This is a genomic window from Chryseolinea soli, assembly GCF_003589925.1.
Classification (GTDB): domain Bacteria; phylum Bacteroidota; class Bacteroidia; order Cytophagales; family Cyclobacteriaceae; genus Chryseolinea; species Chryseolinea soli.
The window spans coordinates 4,167,363-4,185,634 of the sequence record NZ_CP032382.1 but is presented as its reverse complement, the minus strand read 5'-3'; the positions used below and the strand labels follow the sequence as shown (position 1 = coordinate 4,185,634).

At 52.3% G+C, this 18,272-nt stretch carries 18 protein-coding genes; 8 read left to right on the top strand and 10 right to left on the bottom strand.

All coding sequences use genetic code 11. The features are described 5' to 3' along the window. Positions 1 to 10: 10 nt before the first annotated feature. The gene (locus D4L85_RS17925; protein WP_119755588.1) at positions 11 to 1,501 is read right to left on the bottom strand and encodes a GH3 auxin-responsive promoter family protein; all 1,491 of its coding nucleotides are present in this window, start codon (positions 1,499 to 1,501) and stop codon (positions 11 to 13) included. Positions 1,502 to 1,679: 178 nt separating this feature from the next. Here D4L85_RS17925 and D4L85_RS17920 point away from each other — a divergent pair, with 178 nt between their 5' ends. Next, on the top strand, positions 1,680 to 3,128 hold the full coding sequence (locus D4L85_RS17920) for a S1C family serine protease (RefSeq protein ID WP_119755587.1): 1,449 nt from the start codon (positions 1,680 to 1,682) through the stop codon (positions 3,126 to 3,128). Between the two features lie 505 nt (positions 3,129 to 3,633). Here D4L85_RS17920 and D4L85_RS17915 read toward each other — a convergent pair. Next, entirely contained in the window at positions 3,634 to 4,986 is a 1,353-nt protein-coding gene (locus D4L85_RS17915; protein WP_119755586.1) for a 3-keto-disaccharide hydrolase, read from the bottom strand. Between the two features lie 170 nt (positions 4,987 to 5,156). On the opposite strand from D4L85_RS17915, the gene D4L85_RS17910 reads away from it, so the two are divergent. Next, positions 5,157 to 5,687: an NUDIX hydrolase gene (locus tag D4L85_RS17910; protein WP_119755585.1), complete on the top strand. Its 531-nt coding sequence runs from the start codon at positions 5,157 to 5,159 to the stop codon at positions 5,685 to 5,687. Here the strand turns inward: D4L85_RS17910 and D4L85_RS34445 are convergent. Both D4L85_RS34445 and D4L85_RS17905 read right to left on the bottom strand, forming a co-directional pair. After that, the gene (locus tag D4L85_RS34445; protein ID WP_160143805.1) at positions 5,679 to 5,840 is read right to left on the bottom strand and encodes a hypothetical protein; all 162 of its coding nucleotides are present in this window, start codon (positions 5,838 to 5,840) and stop codon (positions 5,679 to 5,681) included. The two genes, D4L85_RS17910 and D4L85_RS34445, sit on opposite strands and share 9 nt — an antisense overlap. Positions 5,841 to 5,936: 96 nt before the next feature. Beyond that, positions 5,937 to 6,842 carry a serine hydrolase gene (locus D4L85_RS17905; RefSeq protein ID WP_119755584.1) on the bottom strand — a complete coding sequence of 302 codons (906 nt, stop codon included), beginning with the start codon at positions 6,840 to 6,842 and terminating at the stop codon, positions 5,937 to 5,939. 324 nt (positions 6,843 to 7,166) lie between these two features. On the opposite strand from D4L85_RS17905, the gene D4L85_RS17900 reads away from it, so the two are divergent. From D4L85_RS17900 to D4L85_RS17875, 6 genes are all read left to right on the top strand, one after another. After that, positions 7,167 to 8,123: an L-threonylcarbamoyladenylate synthase gene (locus D4L85_RS17900; protein WP_119755583.1), complete on the top strand. Its 957-nt coding sequence runs from the start codon at positions 7,167 to 7,169 to the stop codon at positions 8,121 to 8,123. Between the two features lie 60 nt (positions 8,124 to 8,183). Then, entirely contained in the window at positions 8,184 to 9,278 is a 1,095-nt protein-coding gene (locus tag D4L85_RS17895; RefSeq protein ID WP_119755582.1) for a 6-phosphofructokinase, read from the top strand. Between the two features lie 14 nt (positions 9,279 to 9,292). After that, a complete protein-coding gene (locus tag D4L85_RS17890; RefSeq protein ID WP_119755581.1) occupies positions 9,293 to 10,261 on the top strand; it encodes a threonine ammonia-lyase in 969 nt (322 codons plus the stop codon). 5 nt (positions 10,262 to 10,266) lie between these two features. Beyond that, a complete protein-coding gene (locus D4L85_RS17885; protein ID WP_160143804.1) occupies positions 10,267 to 11,199 on the top strand; it encodes a TlpA family protein disulfide reductase in 933 nt (310 codons plus the stop codon). A 243-nt stretch (positions 11,200 to 11,442) separates the two neighbouring features. Then, positions 11,443 to 11,712, top strand: coding sequence for a hypothetical protein (locus D4L85_RS17880; RefSeq protein WP_119755579.1), 270 nt, complete (start codon positions 11,443 to 11,445; stop codon positions 11,710 to 11,712). 136 nt (positions 11,713 to 11,848) lie between these two features. Beyond that, positions 11,849 to 13,033 (top strand): phosphoglycerate kinase, encoded by a 1,185-nt coding sequence (locus D4L85_RS17875; protein WP_119755578.1) that lies wholly within the window; start codon positions 11,849 to 11,851, stop codon positions 13,031 to 13,033. 167 nt (positions 13,034 to 13,200) lie between these two features. On the opposite strand, the gene D4L85_RS17870 is transcribed toward D4L85_RS17875, so the two are convergent. From D4L85_RS17870 to rsmA, 6 genes are all read right to left on the bottom strand, one after another. Then, positions 13,201 to 13,596 (bottom strand): HIT family protein, encoded by a 396-nt coding sequence (locus D4L85_RS17870; protein ID WP_119755577.1) that lies wholly within the window; start codon positions 13,594 to 13,596, stop codon positions 13,201 to 13,203. Positions 13,597 to 13,617: 21 nt separating this feature from the next. After that, positions 13,618 to 14,094, bottom strand: coding sequence for a transcription elongation factor GreA (gene greA, locus D4L85_RS17865; RefSeq protein ID WP_073138560.1), 477 nt, complete (start codon positions 14,092 to 14,094; stop codon positions 13,618 to 13,620). Between the two features lie 141 nt (positions 14,095 to 14,235). After that, a complete protein-coding gene (locus D4L85_RS17860; RefSeq protein ID WP_119755576.1) occupies positions 14,236 to 15,081 on the bottom strand; it encodes a pentapeptide repeat-containing protein in 846 nt (281 codons plus the stop codon). A gap of 50 nt (positions 15,082 to 15,131) precedes the next feature. Continuing rightward, positions 15,132 to 16,076, bottom strand: coding sequence for an NAD(P)-dependent oxidoreductase (locus D4L85_RS17855; RefSeq protein WP_119755575.1), 945 nt, complete (start codon positions 16,074 to 16,076; stop codon positions 15,132 to 15,134). A 5-nt stretch (positions 16,077 to 16,081) separates the two neighbouring features. Further along, positions 16,082 to 17,443, bottom strand: a complete 1,362-nt coding sequence (mgtE, locus tag D4L85_RS17850) for a magnesium transporter (protein WP_119755574.1) — start codon at positions 17,441 to 17,443, stop codon at positions 16,082 to 16,084. Continuing rightward, on the bottom strand, positions 17,421 to 18,221 hold the full coding sequence (gene rsmA, locus D4L85_RS17845) for a 16S rRNA (adenine(1518)-N(6)/adenine(1519)-N(6))-dimethyltransferase RsmA (RefSeq protein ID WP_119755573.1): 801 nt from the start codon (positions 18,219 to 18,221) through the stop codon (positions 17,421 to 17,423). Before rsmA ends, mgtE begins: the two co-directional genes overlap by 23 nt. Positions 18,222 to 18,272 lie beyond the last annotated feature (51 nt).

Sequence of the window (18,272 nt, the reverse complement as noted above, 5' to 3'; positions counted from 1 at the left end):
GTGGATTTTTTTATAGCGCATTCAACGCGTTGGCGATCTTGCGGTCGTTCGACAGGCGGGGCACTTTGTTCTGGCCACCCAGTTTACCCATGGAACGCATATAGCTGATAAAGGCATTTTTCTTCACGTCGCGGATGCGCAACCGGCTCAGGATGCTGCCGGAGATGAGGTCGTCGTAATACACGTTGAGCTTGCGCAGTTGGTCGTCGAGTTCCTGCGCAAAGGCTTCCAGGTTGTCGGGGGCTTTGGCGAATTCGATGAACCACTCGTGATGCGGCAACCCGTCGGTGGGTGTCACCTCGGGTGCGACGGTAAATTCGATCAGCTCGACACCCGGAAATTTCTCCATGGTAAACTTCATGGCCTTCTCCACTTCTTCACCGATGACGTGTTCGCCAAAGGCGGAAATAAAATGTTTGATGCGGCCCGTGACTTCAATGCGATACGGATGCTTCGAAACAAACTTCACGGTGTCGCCAATGGAGTATCCCCAAAGTCCAGCATTGTTATTGATGATGACAGCGTAATTTTTTCCAACCTCCACCTCTTCGATGCCGAGACGACGCGGTTTTTCATTGAAGTATTCTTCCGTGGGAATGAATTCATAGAAGATGCCGCCGTTCAGCAGCAACAGCAATCCGGGTTCGCGCTGGGAATCCTGGTAGGCAATAAAACCTTCCGAGGCCGGATAGGTCTCGATGCTGTCCACCGGTTTGCCGATAGAGTCGAACAATTTGGCGCGATAGGGTTCGAAATTCACCCCACCATAGACAAACAGGGAGAAATTGGGAAACACGTCTTTTACTTTCTTGCCCGTGCGGGCGCGGATACGGTCGAAATACATTTGCGCCCAAGGCGGTATGCCCGAGATGAGACGCATGTCGGCCTTCAGGGTTTCGTCGATGATGCGGTCCAGTTTTTCTTCCCAATCATCGATGCAATTGGTTTCGTAGCTGGGCTTTTGATTGGTGCGCAAATAGGCCGGCACATGGTGGTTGATGATGCCCGACAAGCGCCCGGTCTTGATCCCCGCTTTCTCATCGAGCACGGGGCTGCCGGAAAGAAAGATGAGGCCACCGTCCAGAAACTGGGAGCGGCCGGTTTCGTGTACGTAATTCAAAACGGCATCGCGCGAGCTGGTGAACTGGTGCACCACCGATGCCTTGGTCATGGGGATATATTTTATACCCGACGTCGTGCCCGAGGTTTTGGCAAAATAGGCCGGCTTCCCGGGCCACAGCACGTCGCGTTCGCCGTGTAACACGCGCTCGATGTAGGGCTTCAGGTCTTCATAGTCGCGAATGGGCACGCGCTTCCGGAAGTCTTCGTGATTTTTTATGGATTGAAAATCATGATCACGGCCGAACTGCGTGTTGCGTCCTTCGGCGATCAATTTATCGAATACCCGTTGTTGTGAACGAAAAGGGTCCAGGGACCATTTCCGGGTTTCTGAAGCGATGTAAGCGGCAATCGGTTTTGCCAGGCGAGATCGTATACCCATACCTTGCAAAACTAAATAAATTTGACCGCTCGACCACACTCCTCGTTTCCCCCCATCGTTCAATACCCGCCGCACGATAAACTTCCGCGCGGTTTGCCGCGTTATTGCTAATAATTTGAAACTTTTTGATTTTCGCACCCATCAGAGGGAGACTAAAACTTTTCTTTCCTTATAAAAGATGAAAAACGCATTCAAGATCATCCTATTGGGCGCCCTGGCCGGTTTTGGGGGAGCTTTTTTATTTTATATCGGATTTATCAAACCGGAACTGGCTCAGCACCAATCGGAAACACGATTCAACACCATAAGCTATGACTCGCCGGCCACCACCTCCCCTGCGGTCCCCTCCTATTCCACCTCCCCCACGACGGCCGTAACGCCCATCGACTTTAGCGACGCTGCCGCCAAGGCCACACAAAGCGTGGTCTACATCAACAGCATTTCGCGCGGCGCCACCTATTCCACTTGGGACTGGTTTTTTGGCGAAGGCACAGGCGGCGGGCGCACACAAGTGAGCAGCGGCTCGGGCGTGATCTTTGCGTCCGATGGCTACATCATCACCAACAACCACGTGATCGAATCCGCCGAACGCATTGAAGTGAATTATAACAAACGCGTTTACCCCGCCGAACTGATCGGCACCAATCCGTCCACTGACCTGGCCGTGATCAAGATCAACGAATCCGGGTTACCGGCCATCGCATTGGGCAGCTCAAAAAATCTGCAAGTCGGTGAGTGGGTAGTCGCCGTAGGGAATCCCTTTTCATTGGCCTCCACCGTCACGGCCGGCATCGTGAGCGCGAAAGGACGCCGCATTGGCATCCTGGAAGACAAGTTCCCCATCGAATCGTTCATCCAAACCGACGCCGCCATCAACCCCGGCAACTCGGGCGGAGCGCTGGTGAACAAGAGTGGCGAGCTGGTCGGCATTAACTCCGCCATCCTCAGCCGCACCGGGTCGTACACAGGCTACGCGTTCGCCGTACCGGTCGACATCGCCCGCAAAGTGTTTGACGACCTCGTGAAGTACGGCGTGGTACAGCAAAGCTTTATCGGCGGCAACGTCGTGGAATACAACTTTGAGAACGCCACCAAGTATGACCTGAGCACATCGGTCAAAAATTTCAACGGCGTGCTGTTGGAGAGCATCGAAAAAACCGGGCCTGCCATCGAAGCCGGTCTCAAGCCCGGCGACATCATCACCCGCATCAACAACACAGAAGTGAACACGCAAAGCGCGTTCGAAGAAGAACTCAGCTATCACTACCCTGGAGACAAGATCACCCTCACCTACATCCGCGACAACAAAACGGCCACCGTGAATCTTACCCTGGTAAACCTCAACGGCACGACGGACATCATCAAACGCAAGATCTTCAGCAACACCGCCATCGGCGCGCAACTGGAAGCCACACAATACGGGGTGAAAGTTTTCAAGATCAAAGACAACAGCATTCTGAAACAAATCGGTGTGCCGGAGAACTTCACGATCATCGCGATCAATCGCGTGCGGGTGAAGGATCCGGAGGAGATTGTGGATTTCTTTGGGAAGTATAAAGGAAGGGGTTATCTGTATGGGATTAACAGCTCGCGACAGCAGGTAGAGATTCCGTTTATGGTGAGGTAGCTTGTAGCACACCGAGAGATGTTGTTGGTGGGACACCAACAACGGCGGGGGTGTCTTTATTGGTATGGCGGGCAAGGGCAATTGACCGCCTTTGTTGGTGTTCTTCACCAACAAAATCAGCGGCCGACACACAATCATCCGAAAAAAAAGTAAAACGAGGTGATCGATAATTAGCGAGCACATTTGGCGGCCCCCCTCGTACCTCGGGTCAGGCTATTCGTTACAAGTCCGCCCATCACCCCAACCCAGCGCACTTCGGGCTTTCCACTACTATCCTTGGCCGGTCCACCGCATGTCAGTGGTTCTTGTTTGTTCTTCACCAAACAAGGGCGAGTCGCTAGCATCAAAATATCAGTCTCCACTAAACGAAATAACCCCGGCCTTAGGGCCGGGGTTAAGCACCGATATCGAAAACGTGCCACAGGAAAGATCAGATCCATCTTCACGCTTCCTGGCACGAAACGTACACACCGGCTCGCACTTCGCACCGGCGGACACGCATCTCTTAATTTAGTTCCTTTATTTTAATGCTGCGATACGACACATTATCACCGTGATCCTGGATCAGGATGCGTCCTTTCTCCGCCATCCCGAAGTTCGGCCACTCCGCATATTTACTGCGGGCTACCAGCGCATAGAAGATCGGCGTACCGCGTTGATACTCCACTACTTTATAGCCATTCAACCAATGCTCTATACGACCATCCGGAAAAACCACAACACGCCCGAAGTTCCACTCGCCGATGGGGTGTTGGCTTCCTTTGGGTTTTAGTGACGGGATGAGATCATACAAAGACGCGATCGTGCGATTGCCCACAGCGCCCAGCTTTGCATCGGGATGTTTCTCGTCGTCCAGCACCTGGTATTCGAGGCCGATGGCGGAACCTTTGTTTCCCTCTTTTTCGGTCACAAAATATTTCACGCCGCTATTGGCACCTTCCGTGAGCCGGAATTGAAATTGCAGATCGAAAGCACCATATTCTTTTTGCGTCACGATGTCACCTCCGTTTGCCGACTCTGCACCGGCAGATTTTACTACACTGAGCAATCCATCTTTTATCTCCCATCCGTTGGTGGGAAACTGATCTTTATAAGCACCGCGCCAGCCGGTGGTGGTCTTTCCATCCCAAAGCAGCGCGTAGCCATTCTTTTTTTCTTGTTCCGACAACGCATTGGGGAGCGTGTTCATCACAAAGATGTTGTCGGGCGGCGAAGCCTTCACGCCTTCCGTTTGAATACGGATGTTACGCCACCGCACTTTCTGTCCGGCTTCTTCGGGCTTGCCCACGGCGTGCACTTGCAACCCAATGAAACCTTTCAGGGTAAGATCGTCAGAAAGATTCGCAGTAGCGACGCCGTTGATCCACGTGCGGATCACGGGGCCGATGCATTCAATGCGACACGTGTTCCATTCGCCTTTCTTAAAAGCTTTTTTGGCGTCGGGGTTATATTCCAGCGAATAAAGCCAGCCACGTCGGGCTTCGTCATAGATGCCGCCGGTCCATGCACGGGCAGACGGATCGATTTCCGATTGATAGCCATGCACGCGTCCGTTCTGGTAGTCGGCTTTGCTTTCGCTTCTGAATTGGATCCCCGAGTTCATGTCGGCATCCAGTTTGAATTCAAGTTCCAGGATGAAGTCGCCATAGGTTGCTTCCGTCACCAAAAATGAATTGGGTTCGTTGAAGACGGTGGTCCCCACGATCTCTCCGTTTTCGGCTTTGTATTGCGCCTTGCCGTTCAATTGCTTCCAACCGCTCAGGTCCTTTCCATTGAAAAGTTTCACCCATTTCGCTTGCGCCTGGCAAAATCCGGCTGCGAGCATCATGGCCATCACGGCCAGCATTTTATGTTTCATATGGAATACAAGTTTTCGATTTGCATATTTACCGTAAGACGACAATTCTTTCACTATACCCTTACATGACGGACGGGGAAGATGGATGAGTGGTCACATTCCGGCGGCAAGCATTGGTTTAGGATGATCGCTTTACAATTCTTGCTACCTTGCCCCGCTAAAATTCTATCATGAACCGCCAGCAACTCATCGCAACCCTGCAGACTTACCCTTCACGCGATCCCGATGAAATCGCCTTTGTCCCCCGCTTTCTCGACCTGCTGCATCACGCCGACGCCTATCACCGCACGCACCTGCCGGGGCACATCACCGGCTCGGCTTGGATCGTGGACACGTCAAAGAAGTTTGTCCTGCTCACGCACCACGCCAAGTTAAACAAATGGCTGCAACCGGGTGGTCACGCCGACGGCGACGAAAACATTTTGAACGTCGCGTTGCGCGAAGTCAACGAAGAAACGGGCCTTCATCCACTGGACACACCACAAAGTCCATTCGACATCGACATCCATCCTATTCCTGCGCGACCGGATTTTCCGGAGCACCTCCACTATGATGTGCGCTTTCTATTTATCGCCGATAAAAATGAACCCTTGTTGCTCTCGGAAGAATCGCATGCGTTAGCCTGGGTGCCCTTGACAGAGGTCGCCGCGATCTCCCAAAACAACCGGTCCATGATGCGGATGGTGGACAAGCTACTTTGAGCTCACCAGCAACATGCCAAACGCCACAACAACGATCCAATATTTATAGGGGCTGATGGCCGGGATTAACACCCAATGGAATTGCATGACGAGGGTGAGCAGCACTAAGATCACGGCTGCAACTTTGAGGATGGAACGGGTGCGGTTACTCATAGGATCTGACCGGGTTAAAAGGTTTCAATCTAAATTAATTTTTAGAATTCGGATATGGCTTTTCGCCGAGGGTCAAAATTATTTCAATAAAAGACATCAATACCATTCTTCGATCTTGTCGGCAGGTTTCCATTTGGAATCGGGTTCGAAATAATTCCACAACAGTCGCGATACCTTGCGCAACAACACGTAGCCTTCGTTGGCGGGTGTCCAGCGTTGGTCTTCTTGGTTTTTGGTGATGACGCAGAAGACATAGTCCCCGTGAGGCGCATTGACCAGCACTACTTCGGAACGCGATTGATCCACGGCGCCTTGTTTCGAAGCGGCCTGAATGTAGGGCGGTATTTGTGAAAGCGATTCGCTGTCCCAATAGATGCGGATCATATTCCGGTAGATCCGTTCGCTCGCCCGTGGGCTGATGACCTTCCCATCGCGGATGCGGGTCACCAGTTCGGCCATTTCGCGTGGGGTGGTTTGTCCCCAGCCGTAGCGCGTGCGGTTGGCTTCGCGGCCAGGCGTTCGCGAGTTGACACGCGTATTTTCAAAGCCGTTTTTCTCCAGCCAGGCGTTGATGGCCGTGCCCGTGCCGGCGAGCGATTGGCACCAGAGGCTCGCCGTGTTGTCGCTGGTGGTGATCATGAGCATCATCACCTTGCTGAGGGCGATCTTTTCCCCGTTTTTGAACGAACCGAGAATGTCTTCGCCTTCATAGAGCAGGGAGTCCTTATAGGTTAGGAGGGTGTGATAATCGATCTCACCCCGATCGATACGGTCGAACATACCGATGGTAATGGGGATTTTGATCATGCTGGCGGTCGGAAAAAGCGTGTCAGCGTTTATGGTGACAGTCTTTCCGGTGCGAAGGTTGCGGACATACACACCGGCCACACCTTTGAAGCCCTGGAGGGTTTCCTGTAGCTTGCCGGTGAGCACCTTGTCCTCCTTCTGACCGTACGTCGAAAAGGCGAGCAAACTCACCCAAAAAAACAGGGCATATTTCATAGGGAATATCGTTTCCTTAAAGCGTTGAATAAAATTTTTATTGCAATTCTTTGAGACCTTCTTTGTACTAAATTCGCGGTCTCGTTACGCACAGAACAAAAGACCATTCCCAAAATTGGCAACCGTTGAACGACAAAATCTTGATCAACAATAAAATCATGGCTTCCTTTAAACACTGAATTATATTTTTTATAGATTGAAAAAAGGACAGCAGATTCCGTTTTCAAGGGTTCAAAGTATACTAATAAAAGAAGAACAATACTAATCTCCGGAGTATAAAAAGGGTGACATCCCCGAATAAATATCCGGCAAGCTTTAAACAGAATGGCAGAAATAGGGACCGACATTTTAAAAGCGAAGGCCCTCCTGGAAAACGGAGAACTGGTTGCCATTCCCACCGAAACCGTATATGGTCTTGCCGGCAATGCGCTGCAAGCGGAAGCGGTAACAAAGATCTTCAAAGTAAAAGAGCGTCCCGAATTCGACCCATTGATCGTGCACGTTCCCAACTTTGACCACGTGCAAAAATATGCCGCAGAAATTCCGGAAGGTGCCGCGTTGCTCGCCAAACATTTCTGGCCCGGCCCGCTCACACTGCTGCTGAAAAAAAAGGACATCATCCCCGACCTCGTAACCTCCGGGCTGGACACTGTTGGCCTTCGCTGTCCCGATCATCCATTCACCCGCGAGCTGCTCTCCGCATTGGCCTTTCCCCTGGCCGCTCCCAGTGCCAACCCCTTTGGCTATGTGAGCCCGACACGCCCCGCGCACGTGAACGACCAATTGGGACAGAAGATCCCTTACATCCTCGACGGCGGCCCCTGCGGTGTGGGCATTGAATCGACGATCGTGGGGTTTGAAAAAAATGTTCCGGTCGTCTATCGCATGGGTGGGCTGAGTGTGGAAGCGATCGAAGGTGTGGTGGGCAAAATTATTTTGCAGGCCTATTCGTCATCAAATCCCAAAACACCCGGTCAGTTAAAAAGCCATTATGCGCCGGGCCACAAAGTGGTGATCGGGAAGATCGAAGAGTTGCTGCGCCGCTATCCAACCCAAACCTGCGGTTTGCTCACGTTTCAAAAAAATTATCATTTCCCTTATCAATACGTGTTGTCGCCGTCGGGCACACTGGAGGAGGCCGCGCAAAATTTATTTACCGCGCTGCGCGAATTCGACAAGATGCCCATCGACATCATTCTTTCCGAACCCGTACCCGACCAGGGCCTGGGCCGCGCCATCAACGACCGTATCCGCCGCGCCGCCGCTACCGACACCCCCTGAGACCCCGGTTGTCAACTGTCAACTAATTTTTTTAATATTGACTGCTACAACCGTACTGCCATGTCTAAAAAGATCCTTATTCTCACCGGGGGTGGTGACTGCCCCGGGCTCAACGCCGTCATCCGTGGAATTGCAAAACGTGCCCGCAGGGAAAGAGGCTGGGAGACCTACGGCTGCATCGAAGGGTTCAACGGCGTGTTCAACGAACCCCAGGAAATTGTCCGCCTCACCTCCAAGCTCACCGGCGGCATTCACGTACGCGGCGGCACGATCCTGAAGACCACCAACAAATCGAATCCCATCAATTTTCCCATGGTGCAGCCCGACGGCACCACCAAATTTGTGGACCGCTCCGACGAGCTTGTGGCCAAGTTGAAAGCCCTTCACTTCGACGCCGTGATCAACATCGGTGGCGACGGCTCTCAAAAAATTTCGAAAGTGCTTTTCGACAAAGGCATTCCCGTCATTGGCGTACCCAAGACCATCGACAACGACCTTTCGGCCACGGACATGACGTTCGGTTTTCAAACCGCCGTACAAATTGCCACCGACAGTTTCGACAAACTCGTGACGACCGCCGAAAGCCATCACCGCGTCATGATCATGGAAGTGATGGGCCGCGACGCCGGGTGGATCGCCCTGCACACCGCCATTGCCGGTGGCGCCGAAGTTTGTCTGATCCCCGAAATTCCTTACGATGTCAATAAGCTGGTGAAACGCATTGCCCTTCGCTACAAAAAAGGACGCGGCTTTGTGAACATCGTTATCGCGGAAGGCGCTTGTCCAAAAGCGGGAACCATCCACTCCACAAAAGGCGACAAAGGCTCGGAGCATGTTCGCCTGGGCGGTGTGGCTTATCAACTTTCCAAACAATTGAAAGATGCCGGATGCACGGCCGAGATCCGCGAGACCGTGCTGGGTCATGTGCAGCGTGGCGGAAGCCCCGTAGCCTTCGATCGCGTGTTGGCCACCTTGTTTGGCGTGAAAGCTTTTGAGTTGGTGCTGGAGAAAAAATTCGGCCGCATGGTGGCCTACCAGAACAACAACATCACCTCCGTGACCCTGGAAGAAGCTACCAAGGATTATAATTTTGTAAAAACGGATTCATACCTCGTCAAAGCCGCCAAAGGATTGAACATCAGCTTTGGGGATTGACACTGCTATCGAGTATGATAAAAACGCATCACCGCCTTTCACTGGAACGCATCGAGAAAGCCGCCGAAAAAATAGACAGCGTCTTTCTTCAAACACCACAATATGCCGACGACGCCTTGAGTCAGGCACTGGGCGCACGCGTCATATTGAAGGTGGAGACGCTGAATCCCATCCGTTCCTTCAAGGGTCGCGGCGCCGGCTTGCTGGTTTCGGAGGCCGATCTCCACACCCCACTGCTCTGCGCCAGCGCGGGCAACTTCGGGCAGGCGATGGCGTATGCTTGCCGCAAGCGAAACATGAAACTGACGGTCTACGCCAGCGTCCACGCCAATCCATTGAAGATCGAGAAGATGCGACACTTCGGCGCCGAGGTGATCCTGCGCGGCGAAGACTTTGATGCGGCCAAACTGGAAGCCAAACGCGCTGCATCCCAATCCGGCGGACGCTTCGTGGAAGATAGCCTCGACATCGAAACCCTGGAGGGTGCCGCCACGATTGGACTTGAACTCCTAAAATTTAACGAACCGATAGACACCCTTTTAATTGCCTTGGGAAACGGCGCCATGATCAACGGTATCGCCCGGGTCTTCAAGGCGCGCAACCCGCAGACAAAGATCATTGCCGTGCAAGCCCAGGGCGCACCGGCCATGGTGGAGTCGTGGCAACAAAAGAAAGTGATCACACACGAGCGCGTCCAAACCATTGCCGACGGTGTGGCCGTACGCATACCCGTGCAACAGGCCTTGGAAGACATGGAAGGATTGGTGGACGATGCCCTGTTGGTAGAAGAGACCTCGATACTAAACGCCATGCAACTCATCCATCTCCACACCGGTGTTGTGGTGGAGCCCTCGGGCGCACTCGGCATCGCCGCCCTGATCGAGAACAAAGATCGTTTCCAGGGCAGCACCGTGGCCACTATTCTTTGTGGTGGAAATGTCACCGAAAAACAAATGAACGATTGGCTCTGGCGACGCGTATAATGAACATGAGCGCATTGTATTTCTTCGTTGCGAAAAAGAACCTCCGCATAAAAGCTTTCTTCACGCTTTGTCTTGGATTTTGGTTGATGACCGCGCCGGTTGCAGCCCAGGAAAATCCCGAAGAGCAGGCCATGATCCAGGTCCAACGAATGGCGGCTTACTTCAACAACCGGAACTTTGTAAAATACACCGGCTTCATCGCTCCCGGTGAGTATGGCAACAAGGAAACGCAAAAAGAAAAATTCATCGCCAACCTGAAGGAAAACGTACCGGGTGGCGCCGAGATCATGAACCTTGAACGCGTGGCCTTTAAAACATTCGACACCTCCCAACAGATTCTCTTGCTGGCCAACTATCAGGATCAATATCGTTTCATCGCCGGCATCTCCGAAGATGGTGAACGTTGGTTGTTCACCCAGCCTTTGCATCAATCCACGCATTTCGAGATCATCCAGGAACTCATCCCCTTGTTCGACACTTCCTTTGCTTCGCTCATCGATCCGGGTTTTCGAAAGCGCGTTCGCTTCACCTTGGGGAAGCCACTGCCCCCGTTTAAGTTCATCGATCTGAAAGGCGATTCCATCACGCTTGACCAGTTGAAAGGCAAGCGCATTGTGTTGAACTTCTGGCTGGGGGGATGTAAATCCTGCATCGATGAGATCCCACAACTGAACGATCTCGTGAAAGCTTCCGATGGAAACACCGTATTCATTGCTCCTGTTTTTTATACATCAAAAGAATCGCTGCAGACCTCGGTGGCCGCGCAAATATTTTTATACAAGGTTGTCACGCCCTATAACCATGACGGCTACAGTGTGCATTACTTCCCCATGCATATCGTGACCGACGAGAACCACGTGGTGGTGCTGAAATTGCAAGGCGATGATCCCGACCACCTGAAAAAAATAAGGGAAGCGTTAGAGAAACGCGCGCGATAGTTCTCCCCTTTTGTATTCTTTATCAAAGAAATTGATCACTGCAAATACGTTGCAGTAGGTCGCTCTATATTTGTTCCCTGATTCACAAACTCACGTTCGGCGTAACAAATCCAAACGTTTTGTGTTTGACCCTATGGAGCATTTCATTTGACCTCTCCTGATACCTTACTATTCAAAAAAGACCGACGCCATTTAGAATGATTTGATCGTGATTTCTCCTCGATGGACAGAAGAACAGTGCATATGAAAAAGCGAAATTCAAATAAACCGGTCATTCCCCTTCTTTACTATCTGGCGGTAGGCTCTACGCTTGCCTATCTCTTTAGACACGGCGGCTCCGAACACGATGGTTGGCTGGGTTTCATGATCTTTCGGGCGGCCTTTTTGCTGAGTGCTATCCTGATGTTCTACACCCTGAACAAGGCCATGAAAGGAGACCGGACTTCCACGCTGGCAGCGATGGTCCATGCCATCGCCCTGTTCTCGTCGATCGTGCGACTGGCCTTCCTCTAAAAAATAGCCTTGCCCGGCATAAACGGCTTTTTCCTTCGTTTAAATCGTTTGCTGAAAAATAAGCCCAGCGCTTGCGAGGAGTTCTGGCGAGTTTCCTAAATTCGTCCCCGATCTACAAACAGCCAGACCTCATTTTATGAAAACCATCAACGACATTAATTTTAAAGGCAAGCGCGCCCTGATCCGCGTTGACTTTAATGTTCCCTTGGACAAAAGCTTCAACGTCACAGACGACAACCGGATCCGTGCCACCATCCCAACCCTGAACAAGATCCTCAAGGACGGCGGTAGCTGCATCCTCATGTCCCACCTGGGCCGTCCCAAGGAAGGACCCGAAGATAAATACTCACTCAAACACGCGATCTCAAAAACGGAACAACTGCTGGGACGCCCCGTAAAATTTGCCGGCGACTGCATTGGCGACGAAGCCTATAAACTCTCCGCCGCGTTGCAACCCGGCGAAGTGTTGCTGTTGGAAAACCTTCGCTTCTATAAACAAGAAGAAAAAGGCGACGTGGCCTTTGCCGAAAAACTTTCCAAACACGGCGACATCTATGTGAACGACGCCTTCGGAACCGCGCACCGCGCCCACGCGTCCACCACCATTGTGGCCCAGTTCTTCAAAGAGAAATGCGCCGGCTACGTCATGGCTGCCGAACTCGACAACGCCAAGAAGGTGATGGAAAAAGCCGCGAAACCTTTCACCGCCATCATGGGCGGCGCCAAGATCAGCGACAAACTGCTCATCATCGAAAACCTCCTCGATAAAGTGAACAACCTCATCATCGGGGGCGGTATGGCCTACACCTTCTTCAAGGCCTTGGGAGGCCACATCGGTAACTCATTGGTAGAAGAAGACAAACTTGAATTGGCCAAAGAACTCATCCAAAAAGCAAAGGCAAAAGGTGTAGACCTCTTGTTGCCCATCGACTCGATCGTGGCCGATAAATTTGCCGCCGATGCCAACACCGCCATCGCCAACAACCACGCCATCCAGGATGGTTGGATGGGGCTGGACATTGGTCCCCAATCCATCGCCGTCTTCTCCAAAGCCATTGGCGAATCCAAGACGATCCTGTGGAATGGACCAATGGGTGTTTTTGAAATGGAAAAATTTGCCGGCGGCACCAAAGCCGTGGCGGAAGCCGTGGTGGATGCCACCAAAAAAGGAGCTTTCTCTCTCATCGGTGGTGGTGACTCCGCTGCTGCCGTTGCACAGTTTGGCTTTAACGATCAAGTGAGCTACGTGTCTACCGGCGGCGGAGCCCTGCTGGAGTATTTCGAAGGAAAAGTGTTGCCCGGTGTGAAGGCGCTTGAATAAGCTCCCATCATCCTAAATCAAATACAAAGAGAGGTCGCACCAAAAAGGCGACCTCTTTTCGTTTCACCCCGCAGAATGTCGCCATTGCGTGACGCCAAACTTTCTGCGCAATAAAAAAAAGGAGAAGGACAAGTCTGATGGTTACTCCCGCTCGCCCCGGAGTTAGATTACTTTATGGCTTTCAGGATGGCGTCTGCCACTTGTGTTAACTCGGCAGAAGATGGGGTGAGCTTGGGTCGCGTGAAGTTGATATCGTTCATGGTGGTCATCGGAATAAGATGAACGTGCACATGTGGCACTTCCAAGCCGACTACCGCTACGCCTACGCGACGGCAGGGCACGGCTTTTTTGATGGCGTGCGCAACTTTCTTTGCAAACACCGTTATTCCTCCGAGCGTATCGTCGTCCAGGTCAAAGATGAAGTCAACTTCTTTTTTGGGAACGACGAGGGCGTGGCCCAACACCAGCGGGTTGATGTCGAGGAAGGCGATGTAGCGCTCGTCCTCGGCCAGGATGTAGGCCGGGATTTCGCGGTTGATGATCTTCGTGAAGATAGAGGCCATGCGTTTTTCTCTCCGTGTTGATTAGGCGGTGATCTTTACCACTTCAAATTCCATTTCGCCGGCCGGTGTTTTGATGGTGGCCGTCTCGCCTTTTTTCTTTCCCAACAATCCTTTGCCGATGGGCGACATAGTGGAGATCTTGCCGGCCTTCAGGTCAGCTTCTTCTTCCGACACCAGGGTGTAGGTAACCGAAGCGCCGTTCTTCTTATTCTTGATAGTGACTTTCGACAGGATAGATACTTTCGAGGTATCGATATTGGTTTCATCGAGCAGGCGCGCGTTGGATACGAGGTCTTCCAGTTGGGCGATCTTGGCTTCGAGGTGACCTTGTGCATCTTTGGCAGCATCGTACTCTGCATTTTCACTGAGGTCGCCTTTGTCGCGGGCTTCCGCGATCTGGTGGGCAATGTCGGCACGACCCTTCGACTTGAGGTGTGTCAATTCACCTTTCAGTTTTTCCAATCCTTCCTTCGTATAGTATGATATTTTCTTACTCATAACTAAACATGTTTTCGCGTGAGGTGTATAGTGGACGACTCCGCCAGGTTTCGACAGAGGTCAAAAAAAGAAACAACGGTCTCATCCCTGAGACCGTTGCTAATGCACAAATGTAATACTTTTTTATTCGGAAATGCAAAATCAAACGCCCACCAAGGCCGGCAGTGCGGTTTTGATCTGCTCCAGGATCTCTTCGTCGAACTTGGCCAGGTAGAGGGTTTTCACTTTAGCGAGCTGCTCCACGGTCAATCCCTTGGCCCCGCGCAGGTCGGCTTTGTAGAGGCTGGCATTTTCAAAGTCAGCACCCATCAAGTAACAATTCTGCAGGTCGGACTCCATCAAAAAGGCATTGTTGAAATTGGCTTTGATGAGGAAGGCGTTCTCGAAATGGGCCTTGATCAAAAAAGCATCCTTGAAGTTGGCTCCACTGGCGTAGGCACCCTTCAAATTGGCTTGGTTTAGGTTGGAGTTCTCGAAATTCGTTTGGTTGAGCCGCGCATTCTCCAGGTTCGATTCAATGAGCGACGACTGCGAAATATTCGCCGAGTTCATGTTCGATCCCGCGAGGTTGGCATAGTTCAGGTTGGTCCTCGACAGGTAGCAATTCACCAAATTGATCTCGTGGATCTTGTGGCGGTTCAGACGTTTGATATTCCCCACCGTACGAAAGGCGGCTTCTTCCGACTCCCACAAGCGAAAGTCGTCGATCTCGTCTTTATAGGTGCGGATGCGTTGGCGGATCTCGCCGTTTTGGTTGAGCCAGAAAATGAGAATACCGATCACGGCAATGTCGAAGATCATGCCATGGGCCTCGGCCAACACCTGCTGAATGAAGGTGTCGAACTCGTTAATGTAATACTGCATGCTGAGGCCCAGCACAATGATGGTGACGGTTACCAAGACCAGCGTGGAAGTAAGGAGCGGCTTTTCAATGATGCTATTGAAAAGTTCGTTCAGCTTCTTCAACCGCTTCTGTACAAAACTCATTCGGCGAGTAGAATTACGAAATGGAAATTAACGATTTTAATCTAGTAACGCTAAACTTTTTTCTCCAACTGTAGCGCCTTGATTTTCTCTACCAAAGCTACATTTATTTTTACATGTGATTCAAATGTCCAGCCCGCAATGTGGGGGGTCAATATTACATCCGCCCGCCCGGCCAGGAAATCGAAGGCCTGGCGCTGGTTTAGGGTGAGTGTTGCGAGTTTTTCGTTCTCCAGCACGTCCAGCACCACCCCACGCACCAAGCCCTTCCCCAGGGCTGCGGCCAGGTCGGACAACGACACAATTTCGCCCCGGGCCGTGTTCACAAAAACAATCGGCTTTTTAAAACGCGCCAGGTAAGGGGTGTCTACCATCATCCGGGTCTCCGTCGTCAGGGGAATGTGCAGGCTCAGGATGTCGGTTTCTGACCACAAGGTTTCCATCGATGCCTCGCGGGCAAAAGCGTCGCTGAAGCCGGTTTTATATTTGTCATAGGCCAAAACCTTACATCCGAAACCCGAGAGCCGCCGCGCAAACGACTGGCCCATGTTGCCATAGCCCACGATCCCCACGGTCTTTCCCATGATCTCTTCACCCCGGTTGCCCTCGCGGTCCCACACCTGCTGGCGCACTTGATGATTGGCCCGTGGTATGTTGCGCAGCAGGCTCAACAATGCGCCCACGGCATACTCCCCCACCGCATCGCGGTTGCCTTCCGACGCATGCAACACGTGAATGCCCTTCTCCTGCATGTATCCCAGATCGATGTTGTCCAACCCCGCCCCGGCCCTGCCGATCAACCGGATCGTGGGCGAAGGCCCAAACAGGTCGCGGTCGATGGTGGTCTTGCTGCGCACGATAAGACCATCGTATCCTTGATGAATGGATTTGATCTCGTCGCGCGTGATGGTGGGTTTGTAGTCCACTTGCCAGCCAATCGCCGTCATCATGGCGAAGAGGCTTTCGTGCATGGGATCGATAACAAGGCAGAGGGGCATATGCTTCAAAGCATTACGTGAACCGTAAAAAAGTAGATCGTCAATCCCAGCAGGTCGTTGGTGGTGGTAATAAAGGGTCCGGCAGCGAGGGCGGGATTGAATCCGAATTTATTCAAGATCAACGGGGTGATGGTGCCGATAAAAGAGGCAAACAACACCACGCTGAACAACGCCAGCGAAACCACCAGCGATAATCTGTATTCTCCAAACAGCAATACGTTGGCACCGAACACCAGCAGCGAAAGAAACACGCCGTTGAGGATGGCCACAAAAAATACTTTGACCAGACGTTTCCACAAGCCTTCATCCACAAAATCGGGATTGGCCAGCGACTGCACGATGAGCGACGAAGATTGTATGCCCACATTGCCGCCCGTGGCCTGGATGAGGGGCGTAAAAAAAGCGATGGCGGTGATGCGCACCAGCTCTGCTTCGAACAGGCCCATGAACTTGGCGTTCATCAAGCCTCCAAAAATACCGATGAGCAACCACGGCAGGCGCGCACGGGTATTACGCCACACGCTGTCGTCTTCTTCGATGTTCTCCGTAATACCGGCCATGATCTGGCGTCCTTCTTCGGCTTGTTCGGTGATCACATCCACCACGTCGTCGATGGTGATCCTTCCCACAAGCTGGCCTTGCACGTTCACGACGGGAATGGATTCCAAATCGTACTTCTTCATCATCTCGGCCACTTCCGTATCCGGCAAATAAGTCTCGGCCGAAACCACATCGTGCTCGTAGATGTCGGCCACCAAGGTCTTTGCGTCCGACACGATCAGGTCTTGCAACGCCACGCGGCCCAACAACACGTCCTGCTCGTCCACCACGTAGACGGCATAAAATTTATTTACATTTTCGGCTTGCTTGCGGATCTCGTTCACGCATTCCACCACCGTCCAGTTGTAGCGCGCTTTGATCAATTCCTTGGCCATCAACCCGCCCGCTACGTGTTCTTCATAGCGGAGCAGTTCCGTTACCTGCATTTTCAGTTCCGGCTCCAGGCCGCTCAGCACCTGCTCGCGCTCTTTGATGGGGAGCTCGTTGAGGATATCGGCCGTGTCGTCGGAGGCCAGTTGGTTGAGGAAGTTGACGATCTCGGAGGGAGGATAGACTTTTAAAAAACGCTTGCGCGTGTCGCGGTCCAGGTCGCTGATGATCTCGGCCTGGGTCTCGATGTCGAGCAGGTCCATCACATATTTCGACTCTTCGGAGGTGAATTCGTATAACAGCGTCGTGATGTCGGCGGGCTTCACATCCTGCAGCGTCTTCCGGATGAAATCAGCATCGTGCTCGTCCAGGGCTTCCTGGAAACGGGCCCGGAATTCTACGGTCAACTCAAATTCAACCAGGGGTTGTTGCTCCACGACTGCGCTCGATTAAAGATGTGAGTTCTATAAAATCATTGACCGACAATTGTTCAGCACGTTTCTCCATGATCGGCAAGGCTGAAATTTCGGCTGCCAAAGTTAGATTTTTTAAAGCGTTGCGCAAGGTCTTGCGGCGGGTATTGAACGCCTGCTTCACCACCTGCACAAACAGCGTCTCGTTACAGGCCAATCGCTCCACGCCATTGCGTTTCAAGCGGATCACAGCCGACATCACCTTGGGCGGCGGTGTAAAAACTCCGGGCGGCACCTTGAACAAATATTCAATATCAAAATACGCTTGCAACAACACGCTGAGGATGCCATAGGTTTTACTCCCCGGAGGCTCGGCGATGCGTTCGGCCACTTCCTTCTGCAACATACACACCACCTGCGTGACACGGTGCCGTTGCTCCAGGGCGCGGAAGAAGATCTGCGAAGAAATGTTGTAGGGAAAATTGCCGACGATGGCGAAGGGTCCGCTGAACAGCGTGTCGATATCGATATCCAGAAAGTCGCCTTCAATGATCCGGCCTTTCAAGACCTGGGGGTAGTGCTTATGAAGATAGGCCACCGAGTCGCGGTCGATCTCGATTACCTTCAGGTCCAGTTCGGGGCGCTGCAACAGATATTGCGTGAGCACACCCATGCCCGGGCCGATCTCCAGCACGGCAGCATCGGGTCCTTTCACGTCCAACGCATCCACAATGCGCCGGGCAATTTGCTGGTCGTGCAAGAAATGTTGCCCCAACGACTTTTTAGGTCGTACCTTGTTCATGGGTTCTCGTCGATACATCCGGCGCAATACTACAAGGAACAAATAGATATT

Bases quoted from the DNA above. Each gene is read 5' to 3' on its own strand.
- D4L85_RS17855 (WP_119755575.1), bottom strand. From the start codon at position 16,076: ATGCCCCTCTGCCTTGTTATCGATCCCATGCACGAAAGCCTCTTCGCC.
- D4L85_RS17900 (WP_119755583.1), top strand. From the start codon at position 7,167: ATGGCAGAAATAGGGACCGACATTTTAAAAGCGAAGGCCCTCCTGGAA.
- D4L85_RS17885 (WP_160143804.1), top strand. From the start codon at position 10,267: ATGAGCGCATTGTATTTCTTCGTTGCGAAAAAGAACCTCCGCATAAAA.
- D4L85_RS17920 (WP_119755587.1), top strand. From the start codon at position 1,680: ATGAAAAACGCATTCAAGATCATCCTATTGGGCGCCCTGGCCGGTTTT.
- D4L85_RS17915 (WP_119755586.1), bottom strand. From the start codon at position 4,986: ATGAAACATAAAATGCTGGCCGTGATGGCCATGATGCTCGCAGCCGGA.
- greA (WP_073138560.1), bottom strand. From the start codon at position 14,094: ATGAGTAAGAAAATATCATACTATACGAAGGAAGGATTGGAAAAACTG.
- D4L85_RS17875 (WP_119755578.1), top strand. From the start codon at position 11,849: ATGAAAACCATCAACGACATTAATTTTAAAGGCAAGCGCGCCCTGATC.
- D4L85_RS17905 (WP_119755584.1), bottom strand. From the start codon at position 6,842: ATGAAATATGCCCTGTTTTTTTGGGTGAGTTTGCTCGCCTTTTCGACG.
- D4L85_RS17880 (WP_119755579.1), top strand. From the start codon at position 11,443: ATGAAAAAGCGAAATTCAAATAAACCGGTCATTCCCCTTCTTTACTAT.
- D4L85_RS17925 (WP_119755588.1), bottom strand. From the start codon at position 1,501: ATGGGTATACGATCTCGCCTGGCAAAACCGATTGCCGCTTACATCGCT.
- D4L85_RS17890 (WP_119755581.1), top strand. From the start codon at position 9,293: ATGATAAAAACGCATCACCGCCTTTCACTGGAACGCATCGAGAAAGCC.
- rsmA (WP_119755573.1), bottom strand. From the start codon at position 18,221: ATGAACAAGGTACGACCTAAAAAGTCGTTGGGGCAACATTTCTTGCAC.
- D4L85_RS17860 (WP_119755576.1), bottom strand. From the start codon at position 15,081: ATGAGTTTTGTACAGAAGCGGTTGAAGAAGCTGAACGAACTTTTCAAT.
- D4L85_RS17910 (WP_119755585.1), top strand. From the start codon at position 5,157: ATGAACCGCCAGCAACTCATCGCAACCCTGCAGACTTACCCTTCACGC.
- D4L85_RS17895 (WP_119755582.1), top strand. From the start codon at position 8,184: ATGTCTAAAAAGATCCTTATTCTCACCGGGGGTGGTGACTGCCCCGGG.
- D4L85_RS34445 (WP_160143805.1), bottom strand. From the start codon at position 5,840: ATGAGTAACCGCACCCGTTCCATCCTCAAAGTTGCAGCCGTGATCTTA.
- D4L85_RS17870 (WP_119755577.1), bottom strand. From the start codon at position 13,596: ATGGCCTCTATCTTCACGAAGATCATCAACCGCGAAATCCCGGCCTAC.